The sequence below is a fragment of the Proteiniphilum sp. genome, from assembly GCF_040307845.1.
In the GTDB taxonomy this organism is placed as follows: domain Bacteria; phylum Bacteroidota; class Bacteroidia; order Bacteroidales; family Dysgonomonadaceae; genus Proteiniphilum.
In genome coordinates this window covers 175,662-196,741 of sequence record NZ_JAWRIS010000058.1, presented here as the reverse complement: position 1 = coordinate 196,741, position 21,080 = coordinate 175,662, and the positions used below count along the sequence as shown (strand labels likewise).

Genomic DNA, 21,080 nt, shown 5'->3' with positions numbered 1-21,080 from the left:
CACAAGAACATGATTATTGCGAGTTCCATACACCGAAATATAAAAATAAAAAATCGTATGAAAAAGTATACATATATCTTTTTGCTCGCCATTTTCCTCTTTACGGCAAATAACTGTTCCGATCTGCTGGACGTGAATCCCAAGCAGGTATTGGATGATGGGTTGCTGAATTCTCCCGAAGACATGGAAGGATTTGTGACGGCAGCATATGCAAGAATTACCGATATACCTTCCTGGGATTCTCCTTTTTCGCCCTGGTGGTCTGGCTCTATGCGGGCTGACGACTCCTATAAAGGGGGCGGTGGAACCTGGGACGGCGGTGATGGATGGGGTTTTATGGAAACCTTTGTGAATCTGACGCCAAATGGTTGGCCGATCGATTATCCATGGTATGTTTCCTATCAGATTATTCAACGGTGTAATACTGCCATACAGAAAATGAATAATATCTCTGAAGAAGATTTTCCTTTGAAGAGTGTGAGGATGGGGGAAATGAAGTTTATCAGGGGTTTCGTTCATTTCAGGTTGAAAGAATTTTTCAAATATATACCTTATATCGATGAAAATGTGGTGGGGAGTTCTGCTGCGTTTGAGGCAATACCTAACAGGGATTCCAACTACCCTAACGACCAGTATCTCTGGGAACGGATACTGAGTGATTTTAAAGATGCCGAAGAGGCGTTGCCCGATATACAACCGGAGAAAGGAAGAGTAGATAAGAATGCTGCCACGGCCATGGTGGCCAGGACCCTCATGTTCATGGCATACGAACAAGACGACAGGCATCAGGTAGTCAATATCAATAAAGACCGGCTCTCGGAAGCGTTGGTCTACCTGAATAAGCTGACCGGCCAGGAAGGCGGTAAAGTGGGTCTTTGTCAAGATTTCGGAGAGAACTTTATTCATACTTCCGATAACAATACCAAAGAGTCGATCTGGGAAATTCAATATTCTATTGATGACGGGAGTTCTACCGGTGGAAAAATCAATCGTAGCGAAGGATTGAACCACCCCTGGAACTGGGCAGGTTTTCAATGTTGCGGGTTCCATCATATCAGTTATACTATGGGAAATGCTTTTAAGACCGGAACTGACGGATTACCTCTGTTTGATGATTATAATAAAGACAGTTATGGCGATTATATCAAAAATGCTGAAGGAGGTAATAATATGGCGCTTGTGGAAGCAGGAAATCCTGACTATTTTAATAAGTACAGTTGGGATCCCCGTTTCAGCCATACCGCTGGAGTTCCGGGACATCCATGGAAGTACGACCCGGATCTGATTTTTGAAAGCAGGGGAATAAGGAATGGAGCCGAATATGGTTGGCTGAAATCGGTGAAAGAATTACCCCATCCCGGTTGCGGTTGCCTCCTGTATGACGGCTGGCAGTTCAATTCAATGAACAAACGGATGATTCGTTACGATGAAGTATTACTTTGGCAGGCAGAAGTATTGATTCAGCTGGATAGATGGAATGAAGCATTAATTCCTATCAATAAAGTACGTGAACGGGCTGCCCATAGTGCCGGTTGGTTGATCAAGGCAGACGGAACACCGGTAATGAACTACCATATAGAAGTCTATAAACCGGGAGAAAATTGCGTATGGGATAAAGATTTTGCATGGAAGGCGATGCAGTGGGAGAACCGCCTGGAAATGGCCGGTGAAGGCCGCCGTTTCTTCGACCTGCAACGTTGGGGTATCCTGGAAGAGGTGATGAACAACTATTTTACTGTAGAGAAAACCCGTTTCTCTTGGATGTCAAATGCACGCTTCACTGCCGGACGGGATGAGTATTTTCCTATTCATCAAAATCAGATGAAATGGGCCAAAGGTAACTATACACAAAACCCCGGATATTGATGCCGGATATAAAACCGATGGTTATGAGAAAAATAGAAAAACTGATTATTATAGCACTCACCTTGATCCTTTTTACAGGGTGCTACGACAGAGATATTGTTGACAGGAAAGACTTCAATCATTCTTTGCCTAAAGTGGAAAATTTATCCTACACACAGGAAGGAAATGTGATTACACTGTCATGGGAAATACCGGACAATATCCCGGGAGATTTCAATCGACCGCTGGAAGTAAGTATTCAAGTGGTGGAGAATGATATTTACAGACAGAAAATCTCGGTATTTAATGAAAATAAATCCCAGACAGTTACAATAGACCCGAATAAGCAATACAGGTTTATCGTCAAATTGCTGGGGTTCCTGACTCCGGAAGCGGAAGAGGAAGGATTTACGGACAGAGTTTTTTCTGAAGGTGTGATTATTGAAATTAAATGACAACTGTTACAATGTAATTAACTGGTGAGGGTGTACCGCAAAAGAGGTACATATCCTTGATAATACCGCTGGATGGTACACCCTTTTCTCTTGAAAGTAATGAGAGTTGTATTTAGTCGTAGAAAGTATATGAGTCCGGAAAAAACTAAAAATTATTGTATATGTATAGCCTTTGCCATCATTACGATCATTATATCGTCCTGTAGCAAAGAAGAAGGCAATGATGAGCCTTATATTCCGGTGGATGAGATCACGTCGGACGCAACCGATCTCATACCCGACAAAATAACAAAAAGTGTTTCCACATATCTCCGGTTCAAAAATCTTAATAATATCGATTATCTGATTATTACTAAGAGTGGAGGAGAAAGTTATTCGGAAAAGATCAGCCGGGGCGACCTCTCTTCCTCTTATCTTTTTACATACAAAGTAAGAGCTTCCGACCCTGATTTCTTCAAACTATTGCTGAAAGCTGTTTATCAGGATGGAAATATCTCGAAAGAAATTTCACTTAATATAGACAACCGGTGGGGCTTTTTTATCCGTAATGTAAGTCGGATAGCACGTGTGACCGGTGCCCCGATATCCGGGGAGACTTTTCCAGGCCCCAACAATACATTGAACTGGAATGTGGGCGGGACTGATTTGGGCATTGTCTGGGAAATGGAACCGGGTAAATATGGATTGTTCTTTGGAGACACTTTTGGTAGGGATTTTAAGCCGAACCCCACCAACCCAGGACCCAACGGAGGTAGTTGGAGAAGTAATGTACTGGCTTTCTCAGAAGATAAAAACCTTGACGATGGGTTGACCTTCAGCAGCATGGCGACCGATGCCAGGGGGGATGCCCGTGAAATTATATATGGTGGAAAGGACGGTTCGGGCAATGGTGACTGGACCTCTATTCCCACGGCGGCCATTCGTGCCAACGGGGTCGATTATGTCCATTATTTCAATATGAGAAATTGGACCGGCTGGATCACCAATTATTCCGGGATATATAAATCAACCGATAACGGGCAAACATGGGAAAAATGTGAAGGTATCACATTCTCCTCCAACAGTCCTTTCGGGCAAGGTGGATATTTTAAGAAAGACGGATATGTCTATATGATCGGTACACAGACCGGTAGAGACAGCAAAGCGGCTCTTGCCCGTTTTCATGAAACGGATATTGAGAACAGGGATCAATATGAATATTGGAACGGCTCTTCCCTTCAATGGATCAAGGGAGATGAAAATCTTGCAACTGTCATTATTGACGATAAAGTGGGTGAGTTATCATTTATCTATAGTGAGACCTTTAAGAAGTGGTTCATTGCCTATTTCAATGGTGACCGCTATAATATCACCATGCGTACTGCGGAACAGATTACCGGGCCCTGGAGTGAACCGTATGAACTCGCTGCGGGAAAAGATTATGCACAGTTATATGGTTCCTATTTCCATCCTCTGTCGGTAAACGGCGACAATCTCTATTTTCTGATGTCGATGTGGATGCCGTACAATGTCTTTCTGATGAAAGCAGATATGGCAGATATGGGTAGCTTTATGGATTAAAGATATGCGACAGTTACTACTTTCTTTATTTTTACTGATAATCACCCCGTCGGGTGCTCAGCAGAGTTTTTCGGATTGGAAGCAATTGGCGCCTCCCGATACGGTTGGCACATGGATACAACCGGTACAGGGAAAACCGGCTATGCCGGTATGGGGCCATGCCGATGGTATAATTGTGGGGTTAGCTCCGTTACCAGGTCCCAGAGGATTGATCAGAATTTACACGCCGTATCTGGATTATGAATTTCCGGAGGTGATGAATTTCATTGCTTTTGAGCCAATTCCAAGAGGAGCTGAAGAACGTGGGTATTCTGAACTTGAAAAGAGTAGCCTGGATAAGGAAAAATGGGGGAAACGTTTTTGGAGTTCTGACGATGCTACGGCTGTTTTACCTTTAAATGAGCAATACCCGGCAAGAGGGGTAGTGGAGAAGGTAAATGGAGAGGAGACGCTGACATTGTATGTCTTTTCCGAACCTTTTGACAATGGTGCCAAAGTATACGCCCGCCTTCGTTTCTTCGAATCCCGCCCTTATGAATTGGAGATAACGACAAATATTTATGACGATTCCATATTTAAGAATGGAGAAAAGTTTATCTTTGGGATTACTCCATTGTCACCGCAACAGTTTATCGGGAAGATACAACATTAATTTGCTTTTATTTAGCGTGTTGACGATCGATCAAATATGATCAGTTGATGTGAAAAAATATAATATCTTTGGGAAAGAAATTAATCTATAAAAATAAGAATATCTATAATTTTTAATTTGTGTATTATGCGTTTAAAATCAACTTTCATTTTTCTTTTTTGTATTGCATTTACGGCAAGCATTTTTTCCCAAAACCGTGATTTCAATGGTCTGGATATGAACATGGGTAATTTATATCGACTATCCAACGCGGAGACACGTTCTATTAGTCCGGAAAATTTTACCGGAGAGAAAGGGAAAGGAGGAATGGCTACTCCCGATCCCAATGCACCCCGCAATACTGCAAATGCCACACATGCTTCACGTGATCTGGGACAGGGTTGGAAAGTGAATCCGTTTGTGACGATCAATTCTGGAGAAACTTTCACTATGGCCGAAATTGATGGGCCGGGTGCCATCCAGCATATATGGATGACGCCGACCGGTAACTGGCGGTTCTCCATTATCCGTATCTATTGGGATGATGAGAAGGAACCGTCGGTGGAAGTACCGGTGGGCGATTTCTTTGGCATGGGATGGAACGAATATACCCATCTCAATTCCTTACCGGTGACCGTCAATCCGGGAAGTGCGTTCAACTGCTATTGGGTGATGCCGTTCCGCAAAAAATGCAGGATCACCATGACCAATATCAATGATGCACAGCCGATGAACCTTTATTACCAGATCGATTATACGCTAACCGATGTGCCTGATGATGCCGCCTATTTCCATGCACAATTCCGCCGTACAAAAGTCAACAAAACCTCCGATTATACCATTATCGACGGGATAAAGGGAGAAGGGCACTATGTGGGTATATATATGGCGTGGCAAGTGAATAACAACGGCTGGTGGGGCGAAGGAGAAATCAAATTCTTCATGGATGGTGACAAGCAATTCCCCACTATCATCGGTACAGGAACCGAAGATTATTTCTGTGGATCGTATAATTTCGACCGGAATGGAAAATATGTGCCCTTTACAACACCTTACGCCGGGTTGATACAGGTATTGCCGCCCGATATTATCTATAGGTCCGGACAAAGATTTGGCCTGTATCGCTGGCATGTGATGGATCCGATACGGTTTAAGAAAGACCTGAGGATCACGATCCAGGATCTGGGATGGCGGCATGGAGGCCGTTATCTGCCACAGCAATCGGATATCGCATCCACTACTTTCTGGTATCAGAAAGAACCCCATGCTTCATTCCCCAAATTGCCTTCCTGGCAAGAACTGGAAGTGAATTGAATTGATTCCGACAAGTCGGGACGAGTAGTGATGATTTATTGGTTTGATAATGAAGATATGATGATGAGGATTATATATCCAATCTTAGGCATGGTTATGGCTTTTACTTCTGTGTTACATGCTCAGAGTGCGAGAATAACGGCTCTGCCTTTGCAGAAAGAACTGAAGCTGCCCGCTTCATTCGAAACCGCAGTTGAAAAAATTCAATACGACCTGTTGGAGAATGAAAATGGGGAAAGCCGGATCGAGGTAGTGGATGAGAATTGCCTGCATATACAATTTATTTTCTCTACTGATAAAGCGGTGAAGCAGGATGACTGGCAGGTGTCGGTTACTCCGGCCTTTTCTCCGTCATTCCATTGGGCTCCACACCTTACTCCTACTGATCGTCATATCATCGACCAGCATGTATTTCGCTCTCCGGCACTGATTATGGCCGATGGCCGGCAGGTAATTACCCTTATCCCCGATCTCGATATCATGAAAAAGGGAACCCCGGTAAGGTGGTATCTTGATCTCGATGCGGAAGGTAATCGACTCGTATTGGGGATGAGCAATAGCAGGGTCGACGATCATGTGCTGTTTGTACGTGAGCCAGGGGCCGAATACCCTGCCGGAGAAGTGGAGATCGGTTTTTACCTGATGGTAAACAGAGATGAACCATCACTAAAAAATCCTTTCCGCAGACCGCTTGAATTCCTGTGGAAGCGTTGGGGACACGGTCTTTATCAGGACGGAAATCCGGTAGATGCCGATCTGGAAAGGTATGTGGAGCACACCTATAATTGGGCTTTCAACAGTTGGGCGGAGAACGTATGGCAGGAGTTTGAGTTGAATGGCAACAAGGTCGGAGCGCCGGTCTTTATCGTGAATTATACCCAAAGCCCCAACTATCCGGGGGAAGTCAATGAACGGGAATTCCGTTCGGTATGGAACCAGGCATGGTTCAGCTCCCTGCGCTCTGCAGGAGGGTTGTACCGGTATGCCAAAAGGACCGGCAATACAGACCTGATGGAAAAGGCGCTGCTCACTAAAGAACTGGCGCTCTCCTTTCCTCAAGTTGAAGGCTTCTTTTATGGTTTGATCGGTACTGAGATGCATGAAGTGGAAATAGACGGAAAAAAATATAACCGCAGTAAGGGATGGGATACCCATTATTGGGGGAACTCAAACAGGAATCCCTATACCTGGAACGCGGCCGAATCACCTTTCCACATCCTCGATATGAGTTGGACGGCATTGTTGATGCTTCGATGGTATGATGAACTGGAAAAGGACGAACGATTACTTCGTTATGCGGAGCAATATGCCGGATCATTGCTCGGTATCCAGTCGGAAAGCGGTTTTTTCCCCGGATGGCTCGACCTGCATACGCTGCAACCAATGGCTCACCTGAATGAATCGCCTGAGACCTCTATGTCGGCTACTTTTCTTTTGAAACTCTATGAGTTGACCGGAAAACAGGAATACAAAGAGGTAGGACTCAAAGCTATTGATGCGATAATTCGGGATGTCATTCCGTCGGGACGATGGGAAGATTTCGAGACCTACTGGTCCTGCTCGCGATATGGTTCGGACTATCTGGTCGGTAAGAAGGTAGCCCGCAACGACATGTACAAGCAGAACAACTTTTCCATGTTCTGGACGGCGGAAGCACTTCTTGAGAGTTATCGGCTGACTGGCGACCGGCGATATCTGGAATGGGGACAGCGTACGCTCGATGAAATGTTGATGACGCAGGCTTCCTGGCAGCCGCCCTACATGTATGTGAATGTACTTGGCGGTTTCGGCGTGCTGAATGCCGATGGCGAATGGAATGACTCACGCCAGAGCCTCTTCTCCGAGTTGATCCTGCAATACGGGAAACTTTTAGATAGTGATGAGTACAATGAAAGAGGATGGGCAGCGCTGAAAGCATCGTTTGTAATGATGTACAGTCCTTTGAATCCCGTCACCAAGGCACAATGGGAGAAAGTATATCCTTTCTTCGGTAAGGAGGACTACGGATTTATGATGGAAAATTATGGCCATGGAGGACGTACCAACGCCGAAGGTGAAGGAATGGGGGAATTTACCATATACGATTGGGGAAATGGTGCGGCAGCAGAGGCCTATAACCGTATCCTCGACAAATTCGGAAAAATCAAGTAAAATTATCAATAATCGACGCGACCAATTACGAAGTAACCGATATTATCTATAAAATGTCTTGGTTCTTGCATCTTGGTTCTTGTGTCTAATTTTTATCGTATGCAACTAAAACAAATCTTTCGCATTGTAATGCCTGTCATGATGGGAGGAGCAATTCTACTCTCCTGCACAGGCAACAGGAAAACAGCAGAAAATATGAATAGGGATTATGAAAAAGGAACTTTCGGATATGATCTGGATTATCTGTCTGAAAAAGATGAAGGGTTAATCGTGTTAAAGTCGGAAGATGAAAAAGCACAGGTAATCCTGTCGGCAAAGTATCAGGGTAAAGTATTTACTTCCACGGCCAACGGCCTTGAGGGGAACAGTCACGGGTTCGTGAACTACAATTTCTTTGATGCGGGTATTGTGGATGAGCATATGAACGGATTCGGTGGTGAGGATCGTTTCTGGCTTGGGCCGGAAGGCGGAAAGTATTCAATCTACTTTGAGCCCGGAAAAGAGCAGGTGTATGATAACTGGCATACTCCGAAAGCTATCGATATTGAGGAATGGAAAGTGGGCCATGCTACTGCCAGAGAGGTCGTCTTCACCAAAGAGATGGAACAGGAAAATTACCTTGGAAATCTTTTGAATATCGGCATAGAACGGAAGATATCACTACTCTCCGGCAACGAAGTAGCCGATAAATTACAGGTGGAGATCCCTGAAGGAGTGAGCGGGGTGGCTTATGAGACATCCAACAGGATTACCAATGTCAACGATTTCGAGTGGACTCCCGAAACCGGAACAGTCTGTATCTGGATGCTCGATATGTTTAACCCTTCCGAGGGAGCTGTGACCATTATCCCATATAATACCGGTGACGGGAAAGAGTTGGGAAAAGTGGCGACATCCGATTATTTCGGTGAAATTCCAGCCGACCGATTGGTCGACGAGAATGGCGTCCTCTATTTTAAAACCGATGGAAAATCGAGAGGCAAACTGGGAATGAATGCCAAACGTACCAAGGCGATCGCAGGGAATTATGATCCGCTTGCGAAACGATTGACCATTATCACATTCGATACGAATCCGGATGCCACCTACCTGAACCAGGAATGGAATCCCGACCGCGATCCGCTGGTAGGAGATGCACTCAATGCTTATAACGACGGCCCGCTGGAAGATGGAAGTATCATGGGACCCTTTCTGGAGTTGGAAAGCTGTTCACCTGCTGCATTCCTGAAACCGGGAGAGTCATTGTCGCACAGACACAACGTCTTCCATTTCACAGGCGAAGAGGCGGACCTCTCCCCGATCGCGGAAAAATTGCTGGGAGTAAATCTTGAGAAAGTCAGGAGCATCTTTTAAGCGAGTTTTTCCTCTTAACTTCTTAACTTCTCAACTTCTCAACTTCTTAACTTCAGACTTCTTTAAAAATTATGTAAACCAATAAGAAACAGGAGATAAGAATAAATATCTATTTTGCGAGAGTGAATACAACATATCTTTATTCTTTACTCTTTACTCTTTATTCTCAATAAATATGAACACAAAAAATGTAGAAAAGCACCGATTGATTCCTGAAGGAATCCTGTTCCCTTTTATTCTTCTTACTTCCCTCTTTTTTATCTGGGCGGTACCTAATAATATGACCGACACCATGCTGGCGGCGTTCAAGCGTATTATGAGCCTGACCGATACACAGACAGCATGGATCCAGGTGGTTTGCTATCTTCTTGGGTATGGTTGTTTTGCCCTTCCGGGCGCCATTTACATCAAGAAGCGTACTTTCAAGTCGGGCGTGCAGTTGGGACTGTTGCTCTGTATCACTGGATCGATGCTCTTTTATCCAGCAATGCTGGTCAATGAGATCAGTTCACCGTTGAGTTTTGCCACTTATCTCTTCGGTATTTTCGTGCTGTTTGCCGGTTTATCGGTGCTTGAAACCTCTACCAATGCGTATGTATATGCACTTGGAGACCCCAGGACAGCTACCCGCAGGCTGAATTTCTCACAGTCATTCAATCCATTCGGTGCATTGACAGGCGTGTTGGCCAGCCAGATATTTGTATTGTCACAGTTAAATACTATGACAGCCGGCGAAAGGAATGCCCTTAGCGGAGCCGAGCTGGTCTCTATTCAAAGGGGAGAACTCAATGCCGTTACAATGGCCTATTTGATTCTGGGGGCGGTGATGCTGGTACTGTTACTGTTGATCATTTTTACCAAAATGCCCAAAGCGCAGGATGATGACAAGAGTTTAGACCTGAAAGCGACCTGGGGAAGGTTGAAAAGAAATAAGAACTATGTCTGGGGTGTAGTGGCACAGTTCTTTTATGTGGGTGCACAGATTGCTGTCTGGTCATTCATTATCCGTTATGCCATGCAGCAGCTTGATCTGGATGCGGTGATCGCCGGTCTGGGAGTGAACCCTTCACAGGAAACAATTATTGGTGCATTGCGAAGTGTGGAACCGGTAGCCGGAGGCTTTTACTCCCTCAGTGAATTCCTCGGTTTGGATGCACTGCTGCCCCGTACGGCGGAGCAGGCCGGAGCTACCTACTATATCTTGTCGTTGGTATTATTCGTCGTGGGACGATTTATCTGTACCTGGCTGATGAAATATACCCGGCCGGTGAACATATTGTCGGGATTGGGTATTCTGGCGGTAGTCTGTTCCCTGTTGGCTATTTATGGAGAAGGATTTATCGGCGTATATGCCCTGATGGGCATTTCGGGTTGTATGTCGGCTATGTTCCCCACTATTTACGGTCTTGGCATGAGAGGTCTGGGGGATGATACCAAGATCGCCGGTTCAGGCATGGTGATGGCCATCGCCGGTGCGGCGTTGTTGACGCAAATACAAGGTATCCTGTCCGATCAGGCAGGAAGCATTAAATTTGCCTACTGGGTACCTGCCATTGCGTTTATTATTATCACTTTTTACAGTTTTACAATAGCACGCAGCAAAAAGCTGGGTAACGGAAAATAAATGAAATGGAAAAATTAGTCATAGGAATTGATTATGGCACCGATTCGTGTCGGGCCATATCATTAGATACCGTATCAGGGAAGGAGCTGGCATCACACACCTCGGTCTATCCCCGCTGGAAGAAAGGATTGTATTGCGATCCTTCTTCCAACCGCTACCGGCAACATCCGCAGGATTATATCGACTCCCTGGTGGAGGTGATCCATGGCTTATTGGCACAATTACCGCCCGATAAAGTGGAAAATATTGTTGCCCTGGGTATCGACACGACAGGGAGCACGCCTTGCCTTACAGACCGTGATGGTACGCCGCTGGCACTGTTGCCGGAATATGGCGATGATCCCGATGCCATGTTTATCCTCTGGAAGGATCATACGTCGATCCGTGAAGCGGATGAGATCAATGCCCTTGCCCATAAATGGGAGATCGATTATACATCGCGTTCGGGGGGGATCTACTCTTCCGAATGGTTCTGGGCAAAAGCACTGCATGCGCTCCGGGTAAATAGAAAAATAAGGGAGCAGGCCTGTTCCATCATAGAACATTGCGACTGGATGCCGGCATTATTGACCGGAAACCTGAAGCCTGAAAAGGTAAAGCGCAGCCGTTGCGCTGCCGGGCACAAAGGAATGTGGGCGGCAGAATGGGGCGGTTATCCATCGCAGGAGTTCCTATCTGCACTCGATCCTTTATTGGAAGGATTTGGAGCCCGTTTAAAAAACGAAACATACACAAGTGATAACTCTGCCGGGAAATTGACACCGGAGTGGGCAGAACGGCTGGGATTGCCTCAAGACGTGGATGTGGCCGTCGGGATTATCGATGCACATGCCGGGGCCATCGGTGCCGGTATTACTGCCCATACGATGGTAAAGATCGTCGGGACATCCACATGTGATATTGTGGTTACCCCGAAGGAAGATATAGCGGGGAAACTGATCCCCGGGATCAGCGGACAGGTAGACGGATCGGTTATCCCCGGCCTGATAGGGTTGGAGGCCGGGCAATCCGCTTTTGGTGATGTATATGCCTGGTGGAAAGAGGTACTTTCCTGGTCGTTGAACCTCTTGCCGGAAGGTGAGAGGGCGGAGGCGGAAGCACGGATATTACCGCAATTGAACGAAGAGGTGGAAAGGCTACCGGTAACGGAGTCGGATCCGGTGGCGGTCGACTGGCTGAACGGACGGCGTACTCCCTTTGTTGATCTTACGTTGAAAGGCGCCATCACCGGTATCACTCTGGCCACTACCCCGGCACAAATTTTTAAGAGCCTGGTAGAAGCCACTGCTTTCGGGTCCCGTGCCATCATGGAGCATCTTGCGAAGGAAGGTGTACGGGTGAATGAGGTGATTGGCGTGGGAGGTATTTCATTGAAATCGCCCTATGTGATGCAGACGCTTTCCGATATCATGGGCGTACCTATCAAAGTGGCGGCAACGCAACAGGCCGGAGCTTTGGGTGCCGCCATGTGTGCTGCTGTCGCTTCCGGTGTCTTCCCTGCAATGGAAAGCGCTTCGGAATTCTTGGGACAGGACTACAGCACAGCCTACACTCCCCGTGCCGAAAACCGTGGGATATACGATATTTTGTATGATAAATACCGAAAGTTGGGAAAATTTTGTAGTGACTTTTAGAAGAGAAAATCTTGGCCGGGATAAAATGAAGTCATTCCTTTTTTCATAAAATTTGATCCATATGTTATAAAACATATATTTTTATTTTGCTAAAACGATTTAATGATATAGATTTGCAGTCTATTCAATAATTTTCACCTGGAATGGAGAAAAAGGTATCGATCAAGGATATTGCGAAAATGGTGGGTGTTTCACCTTCCCTTGTATCAATGGTGTTGAATGGGAAAGCTGAGCAATACAGGATCGGGGAGGAAGTTGCAAGGCGGGTTGAGGAGACGGCAAAAGAGATGCACTATGTTCCGAATGTTTACGCCAAAACCCTTCGTTCCGGAAAAACACAATTGATAGGATTGATCGTTACCGATATTTCCAACCCCTTTTATTCGGCAATCGCAAGAATTGTAGAAGACAGGGCCAGTGAATTGAATTACACAGTATTAATCAGTAGTACGGATGAAAATCTGAAAAATACCGAAAGGTTGGTGGATGTGTTGCTCAACAAAGGAGTAGAAGGATTGATACTGGTGCCATGCGATGGTTCGATGAAGCTTGTCCAAAGACTTTATGAGAGCCATTTCCCTACAGTGTTGCTTGACAGATATTTTCCGGATATAGATTTGAGTTCGTCCTGTTTGGATAATTACAGGGCAACGGAACTGGCCACGGAGCATTTGCTCGGACAAGGATATAAAAACATCGCGTTGATCGCTTATAATACAGAAATGCATCATATTCTGGATCGTATTTCGGGATATGAAGACACGATGAAAAATGCGGGACTAAGTGCTTATGTACATGTCAGGAAGGTGAATATCCTGAATCCGAGACCGGGTATCAGGGAAGCATTGGAGGAATTAGTCCGTAAACAACATGTAGATGCGGTGATTTTCCTGACCAATATGCTTGCCACCAATGGATTGTACTGCTTAAATGAAATGAATGTAAAAATACCGGGGGAGGTTGCGGTAGTGGGGTTTAATGGGAATGATGCTTTTAATCTCTTTTATTCGCCCATAACCTATGTCAGACAACCGATCGAGCAAATAGCAAAAGGATCAATTGATATATTGATTAAACGCATTAAGAAAAGTAATTATAAATCGAAACTGTTTTTAGAACCTGAGTTGGTGATCCAGAAGTCGTCGCTGAGACAAACGTAAAAGTAAAGCAAAGTTATATCTACAGCTCCTGCTTGTTTTTATAATGAATAGCTAAAACGATTTAGCCGTAATAGAATGAAAAGTGGGACGGGGCAGTATTTCCGTTTGTAGATGGAGTAAGAATTATATTAATAAAATAATCGTATGGTAAACAGGGAATTAAAGCCACTTGAAGGGATTGTTGTCCCGCTTGTCACACCCTTATCCGGTAATAACCGGATTGATATAGATGGGTTGAATAATCTGGTTGAGCATGTGATAAAGGGGGGAGTACATGGGATTTTTATCCTGGGCACTACCGGGGAAGCGCAAAGCTTAAGTATGAGCCAACGTGAAGAGATGATAAAAGAGACAAGCCGGATTCTGGGGAACCGGTTACCTTTATTGGTCGGTATTTCCGACACATCTCTCAGTGATAGTGTCGCATTAGCCCAAAAGGCGTACGAAGCCGAGGCGTATGCGGTGGTGGCTACTCCTCCCTATTATTTTGCGACAGCCCAGTCGGAATTGATCGATTACTTCGATAATCTGGTTTCACTGCTGCCACTGCCCCTGTTTTTGTATAATATGCCGGTTCATACAAAAGTGTCATTCGATCCTAAAACGATTAAGCGGATTGCACAGAATGAGAAAGTAATCGGCTTTAAAGACAGCTCTGCCAACGGTACCTATCTTCAGACGGTAATGTACACCATGAAAGATGATCCTAAATTCATCATTTTTGTCGGCCCCGAAGAAATGACTGCCGAAATGGTACTGATGGGTGCCCACGGAGGGGTCAACGGAGGTGCCAATTTATTCCCTGAATTATATGTTGAACTCTATAATGCCGCCAAATCCCACGATATTGAAAAAGTGAGGGACCTGCAGGAAAAAGTAATGCGGATATCCACCGGCATTTACAGCAAAGGCAAGTACGGGTCCAGTTACCTGCTTGGACTCAAATGCGCCTTGTCCGTAGCAGGTATATGTCCTGATTTTTCGGCAATGCCTTTTACTCATTTCGGTGAGGAGTATAGAAAAATGATTGAAAAAGAGATGGTAGAAATAAAAAGTATGTTTATAGATTTAACTTTTATGTAATAAAGTGCCCTCAAAACTTCATCATATCGTAACATCATTAATATATTTTTGTAAAATACTTATTTAAATAGTTACAGTGAATATTATCCACGTTATTAATCCAAAAAATGCAACAATTGTATGAGAAGAAACATCTATTATCTTTCATCCGTTTTTTTGTGTCTGCTGGTTTTCTTTTTGCCGGCATGTTCAGATGACGGATCAAAAACAGATTTTCCGCTTTCTGCCGTGATTTTTCACAGTATAGACGGAAAACAGGTTGCTTTCACAGCGCTTACCCATAGTGCTGTGAACTGGGAATGGAATTTTGGAGACGGAAACGTCAGTACGGAAAAAGATCCTGTGCATGTCTATGACGAAGGGGGTTATTATATGGCCACATTGACAGCAAAAGACAATACCGGCAACTCGGTCTCTACAAAGGTTAGTCTGGCAATTTCCCTTACCCCTTATGCTTTGTTGACAGGGGATCATACAGCCGAAGGTTACAACGGCAAAACATGGAAACTGACCATGTCACATACTGTCAACGACAAGCTGGTGAACTCCGATGCGAATTTCTCATTGCTTGCCCCCAATATTCCGTCGTTACCGGCCGGGGCTTTCAGCGTATATGTCGGAATTCCGGAGGCGTATAATGATGAGTTCACCTTTTACCATGATGGCCGTTACAGGCACAATACTACCGACGGTACCTCATTCGGAGGTATTGTATATGCTACGGTGTTGCAACAGATGGGATTATCCCAGATTACCAAAGTAGGCGGAAAAGCGGCGTTGGGACAGGATCTGTTTGCATTGACAACCTATACTCCCGATGAGAACGCCACCTTTGTGTTGAATGAGAATGAAAATTTCACCATACCAACCGCTCCTGATTTCGCCACCGGTATACAGCCTCCCGGCATACCGGTAGTGACCTATTCGAATGTGATGACGCTCGATTTTCCCAATTCGAATGCATTTATCGGTATACGGGATTTTCATCGGAAAGTGATTGTGCAGGAGATCACAAGCAGTTCCATGAGGGTGGTGATGTTTATGACTTTGACTGATGATCCCAATGCAATTATCAGTATGAATCCCCTGAGTGCTATAAGCACTTCTGCAGCAATACTCACATTCGAAGTAGTTAATTAAAACTTTCAAAAAACTGTAAAATGGAAGCAAAAAATTTGCCAATGAATACATATCAAACTTGGTGTAAAGTGATGCTCTCTTTGGCCTTTCTCCTGTTATCTATAGGAAATGGTTTCGCAGAGACAACGGATACAAAACAAAATACAATAACTGTTGCCGGTAGGGTTACATCAGCCAGCGACGGGATGCCGCTTATCGGAGTCAGTATCGTTTTAAAGGGAACTGCGGAAGGAACCGTCACCGATTTGGAAGGAAATTATACAATAAATGTGCCGTCAAACGCCACGCTTGTTTTTTCCTATATAGGATATGTAATTCAGGAGATAGCGGTTGAAAACCGTAGAAATATCAGCATTGTCATGGACGAGAGTGCTGAAACACTGAGTGAGGTCGTGGTGACAGCATTGGGTATCGGACGTGAGGAGAAATCACTGGGTTATTCCGTCGGAAAACTGGGCTCTGAAGAATTAGCCAAAGTAGTGCATGAGAATGTGCTCACTTCAATGGCCGGTAAGGTGACGGGGGTGACCATCAACTCCACTGGTAGTGCAGGATCTACCGTCAGCATGGTGATCAGGGGAGCGACTTCCATGAGTACCGATAACCAACCATTGTTCGTGATTGACGGTGTGCCCATGACCAGTTCGGTGAATAATGTCGGCGGTTTCGGTAGTGGTAATCTGGTCGACTACGGGAATGCGATTTCGGATATCGATCCGGAGAGTATTGAAAGTGTTTCCATCCTGAAAGGGCCCAGCGCGGCAGCACTGTACGGAACCCGTGCTGGCAACGGGGTGGTGCTTATCACCACGAAAAAATCGGACCGGAAAGGCGGGATGAAAGTGGAAGTGGCTTCAAACACCGTTTTTGATATCCCATCAAAATACCTGGATGTGCAAAACCGCTTTGCATTTGGTGCCAGGGGGTATACCGGTACTACCTTTCCCGATGGTATCATTCCTCCTTTCAGTCCCTCAGAACAGGCCGGAGCAGGCCCTGAACTGAATAAAGGGTACTGGCAGGTGCAGCCGTTTGCGCCGCTCGACGCCAATGGAGTTCCAATCCCTACGGAATTGGTTTCTTATCCCGATAACTATAAGAATTTTATTAGAGGTAGCGCTATCACCACAACCAACAGCGTGGCGATTTCAAGTAGTAGTGACAGGGTGAATTACCGGCTTGGGGTATCCAATATGACTAACAAAGGGTTGGTTCCCAATTCGGATCTCCACAGGAATAACCTGACACTTGCAGCCGCATCTGAGGTCATGAAAGGGCTTACTGTAAGTACCGATATCAACTACACCCAGAACTGGGCCGATAACAGGCCGTCCACGCAGGAAAGGGGTGCCAATCCCCTACAATGGGCCGCATGGACGCCGCCCAACGTGGATATCCGTAAGCTCAAAGATTATAATCTCGGGGGAGGCGAAGTGCTTACCATAGGTGACGGCTGGGAGAATCCGTACTTTCTTGCTTATGGCATCAATAACAGTTTTAAGAGGAACAGGCTTATCGGCAATGTCTCCGCTACATGGGACATAACTCCCAAGTTGAGCCTTATGGGAAGATACGCATTGAACAGATCGGACGAAACAAGGGAAACGAAAATAGATCCGGGATATTCCGGTGAGCCCAATAATGGAGCGTACGGAATTGTAACCAGTGAAAGCACTGAAACCAACGCCGATATGCTGGCTACCTATAAGGACCGTTGGAGTGATTTCTCCCTTACGGCTTCTGTCGGTGGTAACCTCCTCTATTCCCGCTGGGCAAATGTGAGCAATTCTTCGAAGCCGGGATCGGGCTTAATTATCCCCTATTTATATACGATCCAGAATATTGAAAACACTTCGTTGAATTATTCAAATGCCCGCTACGAAAGAGCGATCAACAGTATATATGCAATGGCCAACCTGGGATGGAAAGATATGGCCTATCTTGACCTTACAATAAGAAATGACTGGTCCAGCACACTTCCAAAAGAAAACAGATCCTATTCTTATCCCTCCGCTTCATTGAGCCTTTTGCTGAATAATATGATCGATATGGGGCAGCATGTAAATCTTTTCAAAATAAGAGGGGGTATTGCCCAGGTAGGGAATGACACTTCTCCTTACAGCCTTTATGCCACCTATTATGATGCAGGACAATGGGGTGATGCGATCCGCCTCGGAAAACCGGGGGATCTCTTAAATCCGGTACTGCTCCCCGAAAAGTCGAAATCCTACGAACTGGGGATGGACCTGAAAATGTTCCATAACCGGTTGCGGTTCGAAGGAACCTGGTACCGGGCAGATAACCGTAATCAGATCCTTAGCGTACCGTTGGCAGGCTCGGCCGGATTCAACAGTATAAAGGTCAATGCCGGCCTGTTGCAGAGCAAGGGCGTGGAATTGATGCTTGGCATCACGCCTATTCAGACCAAAGATTGGACCTGGGATCTGAATGTGAATTTCACGAAGAATAAGACCTGGCTGCTCGAACTGTCGGAAGGAACCGATTTTGTGGAGTTCTGGAATGAAGCCAGGGTGAGGAATATTGCCTACGCAAAAGATAAATCCCAAGGCAGGGATGGGTTGATCGGTAACCTTTATACCCGAAAAATATTGAGGGTGACTGATAAGAATTCTCCTTATTACGGGTATCCCCTGTTGCCGGAGAACAGTGAAGATGCCGAATGGCAATCAGAAGACGACTATTCCAAGGTGGGCAATTATAACCCCAAGTTTATCATGGGGCTCCAAACCTCTATTACCTACAAAAATTTCACGTTGAGTATGACCTTCGACTGGAGATCGGGCGGACAATATGTGTCGCAGACCTGGCGGTACCTCACTGAGGGTGTTGTCTCAAACACATGGCTCAACCAATTGGTTACGCCTCCCGATGGAATGGGTGGTGCACCCAGCCAGGCACTTCGTGACTGGGTTGTAGCCAATGCCGATAGATTGATTTATACCAACAATCCAAGGCCTGTCGGTGGGCCCACCCCTGATTTCGGCGGATTTTACAACGATTTTTATACAGGTATCGGAGCATACGATGGAGTTTTTGCACCCGGTGTGTATGGCCGGTATGACGACAGCGGTAATTTTATCCTTACCAAGGAAAACCTTGGAAATGAAGGCACTGAATTCAGGCCCTATGTGATGAGTTATCCATGGGATATCGGGGAAGCGAATATTTTCGATGCAGACTACATAAAACTGAGGGAGATTTCGTTGAATTACAGGGTTCCCGACAAGGCAGCCCAGAAACTGCGGATGAGAGACCTGAATATTTCGGTATATAGCAGAAACATCATGCTTTGGGCCAAAAGTTCCGGTATGGGGATAGATCCTGAAAGAGCTTATCAATCGGGTAGTAATGGAGGATTTAAACAAGGTGTCGAACGTTTTAACGCAGAGCCTTGGGTTGTTCCGGTTGGGTTTAAATTAAGTTTTACTTTTTGATTGAAATAATGTCATGCATAAGTTAAAGAACAGTTTTATCATATTTTTAACACTGATGCTCGGGTTTGTAGTTTCATGCAAGGATTTGGATGAACTGAATATCAATCCGAATGGTGTTGATCCGGCAATCGCTGATCTGAATTTCCTGCTGCCCACAATCCAGACAAATGTAGGACAAACCGTTTATAATATTGGGTTTGGGACCTTCTCCGGAATTATGCAGCATACCCAGCAAACCGGTTGGTTTAGCGGTTATAATAATTACGATTGGACTACCCTTTCGCATAGCTGGAACAGTTATTACAGTATCCTGATGAATAACGATGAGTATTTCACAAAGTCAGTGGAGCAAAATAACGAATTCCACGAAGGCGTTGCCCGTATCATGAGGGCTTATGTCTTTGGCCTGATCACTGATATATGGGGTGATGCACCCTATAAGGATGCGCTTAAAGCCGAGCAGGGATCCGATCATTTTATGCCGGCTTTCGATCCGCAACAGGATATCTACCATGGAATCCTTGCCGATCTCGATACGGCCAATACACTTTTGTCGAAAACAGCCGGAGAATACCGTAATATTGTAGCCAAACAGGATGTGGTTTACAAAGGTGATGTCGCCAAATGGCAGAAATTTGCGAATTCACTTGCATTGCGCTATTATATGAGGTTACAGGCCAAAGAGCCTGCATTCGCGGAAGAAGGGATCAAGAGGATTGCGGGAGATCCGGCCAGATATCCGTTGATCAGGGTAGCCGGTGATGATGCCAATATCAGTTACCCCGGTACTTCAAAAGCGACATCCAATCCGTTAAATACGGTGTATGATGTGGATCCGGCAGGCGCTTATATGAGGGTGAAGATGGGAAAAACAATGGTCGATATAATGAAGGATTATGATGACCCGCGCCTTGGGGTATGGGCCAATAAGATTGCGGTCCCGCTGAAATTGGTTTCGGGAACAAATATTGACCAAGTGAATAGTAACGGTGAACGTGAAGTATCCCAGGATGTGGTAACCAAGTTTGAAAACGATTTTGGGATGAAAGTGGATTTTGATCCCGAATACGCCGGAGTGACCATTTCTCATCCGTATGTGCAGATATTCAATATGAACAATGCCAATGCGTCTCAGGGTACCGTGAATCCGTATGCCTCCCATCTGAACGACCGGTATACGAAGACTGCTGATCCTCTTGTACTGATGAGATTGATATCAGCAGCAGAGGTCAATTTGATCCTTGCCGAAGCGGCGTACAGGGGATGGATTGCCGGCGAACCGGCCGATTATTATGCTGAAGGTGTGAGGGAGTCGTTCAGAGCCTGGGGAGTAGACGCCCAATTCAGCGACTATATAGAGAACGCACCTTATGACGGGTTGGAAAGTATTATTGAGCAAAAGTGGATTGCCCATTGGACTACGGCGCAGGAAGCCTGGTTTGACTGGCGCAGGACAGGATTGCCGGCGCTGGAGACGGGTCCGGCGGCAGTACGAACAGTGTTGCCTGTCCGCTGGTATTACCATACCACTGATGAGATCAATAAAAACAGGGCAAATGCAGAAGCAGCCATCGAAAGACTGGAAGCGACACCCTATCAGGGTACAGACCAATCCAAGAACAGTGCCTGGTCTAAAATGTGGCTTTTGCAGGGAACAGGTAAACCGTGGTGATGA

General features: G+C 45.5%; 14 protein-coding genes. All 14 read left to right on the top strand.

Annotated elements, in window-relative coordinates; translation table 11 throughout:
• The first annotated feature begins 57 nt into the window (after positions 1-57).
• The 14 genes from ABV001_RS13850 (at position 58) to ABV001_RS13785 (ending at position 21,077) form a co-directional block, all read left to right on the top strand.
• Positions 58-1,866 carry a RagB/SusD family nutrient uptake outer membrane protein gene (locus tag ABV001_RS13850; protein ID WP_352423355.1) on the top strand — a complete coding sequence of 603 codons (1,809 nt, stop codon included), beginning with the start codon at positions 58-60 and terminating at the stop codon, positions 1,864-1,866.
• Between the two features lie 23 nt (positions 1,867-1,889).
• Positions 1,890-2,300, top strand: a complete 411-nt coding sequence (locus tag ABV001_RS13845) for a DUF4945 domain-containing protein (protein ID WP_352423354.1) — start codon at positions 1,890-1,892, stop codon at positions 2,298-2,300.
• A gap of 129 nt (positions 2,301-2,429) precedes the next feature.
• Complete coding sequence (locus ABV001_RS13840) at positions 2,430-3,860, top strand: glycoside hydrolase family 183 protein (protein WP_352423353.1); 1,431 nt, start codon at positions 2,430-2,432, stop codon at positions 3,858-3,860.
• Between the two features lie 4 nt (positions 3,861-3,864).
• A complete protein-coding gene (locus ABV001_RS13835) occupies positions 3,865-4,512 on the top strand; it encodes a hypothetical protein (protein ID WP_352423352.1) in 648 nt (215 codons plus the stop codon).
• Between the two features lie 126 nt (positions 4,513-4,638).
• The gene (locus ABV001_RS13830; protein WP_352423351.1) at positions 4,639-5,805 is read left to right on the top strand and encodes a glycoside hydrolase family 172 protein; all 1,167 of its coding nucleotides are present in this window, start codon (positions 4,639-4,641) and stop codon (positions 5,803-5,805) included.
• Between the two features lie 57 nt (positions 5,806-5,862).
• Positions 5,863-7,956, top strand: a complete 2,094-nt coding sequence (locus ABV001_RS13825; RefSeq protein WP_352423350.1) for a hypothetical protein — start codon at positions 5,863-5,865, stop codon at positions 7,954-7,956.
• 99 nt (positions 7,957-8,055) lie between these two features.
• Complete coding sequence (locus ABV001_RS13820) at positions 8,056-9,309, top strand: DUF6786 family protein (protein WP_352423349.1); 1,254 nt, start codon at positions 8,056-8,058, stop codon at positions 9,307-9,309.
• 175 nt (positions 9,310-9,484) lie between these two features.
• Positions 9,485-10,933 (top strand): L-fucose:H+ symporter permease, encoded by a 1,449-nt coding sequence (gene fucP / locus ABV001_RS13815; protein ID WP_352423348.1) that lies wholly within the window; start codon positions 9,485-9,487, stop codon positions 10,931-10,933.
• A gap of 5 nt (positions 10,934-10,938) precedes the next feature.
• Positions 10,939-12,567 (top strand): ribulokinase, encoded by a 1,629-nt coding sequence (locus tag ABV001_RS13810; RefSeq protein ID WP_352423347.1) that lies wholly within the window; start codon positions 10,939-10,941, stop codon positions 12,565-12,567.
• A gap of 143 nt (positions 12,568-12,710) precedes the next feature.
• A complete protein-coding gene (locus ABV001_RS13805; protein ID WP_352423346.1) occupies positions 12,711-13,727 on the top strand; it encodes a LacI family DNA-binding transcriptional regulator in 1,017 nt (338 codons plus the stop codon).
• A gap of 144 nt (positions 13,728-13,871) precedes the next feature.
• Positions 13,872-14,810 carry a dihydrodipicolinate synthase family protein gene (locus ABV001_RS13800; protein WP_352423345.1) on the top strand — a complete coding sequence of 313 codons (939 nt, stop codon included), beginning with the start codon at positions 13,872-13,874 and terminating at the stop codon, positions 14,808-14,810.
• Between the two features lie 120 nt (positions 14,811-14,930).
• Positions 14,931-15,950, top strand: coding sequence for a PKD domain-containing protein (locus ABV001_RS13795; protein ID WP_352423344.1), 1,020 nt, complete (start codon positions 14,931-14,933; stop codon positions 15,948-15,950).
• Between the two features lie 41 nt (positions 15,951-15,991).
• Entirely contained in the window at positions 15,992-19,405 is a 3,414-nt protein-coding gene (locus tag ABV001_RS13790; RefSeq protein WP_352423343.1) for a SusC/RagA family TonB-linked outer membrane protein, read from the top strand.
• Positions 19,406-19,418: 13 nt separating this feature from the next.
• Positions 19,419-21,077 carry a SusD/RagB family nutrient-binding outer membrane lipoprotein gene (locus tag ABV001_RS13785; protein ID WP_352423342.1) on the top strand — a complete coding sequence of 553 codons (1,659 nt, stop codon included), beginning with the start codon at positions 19,419-19,421 and terminating at the stop codon, positions 21,075-21,077.
• The last annotated feature ends 3 nt before the right edge of the window (positions 21,078-21,080 follow it).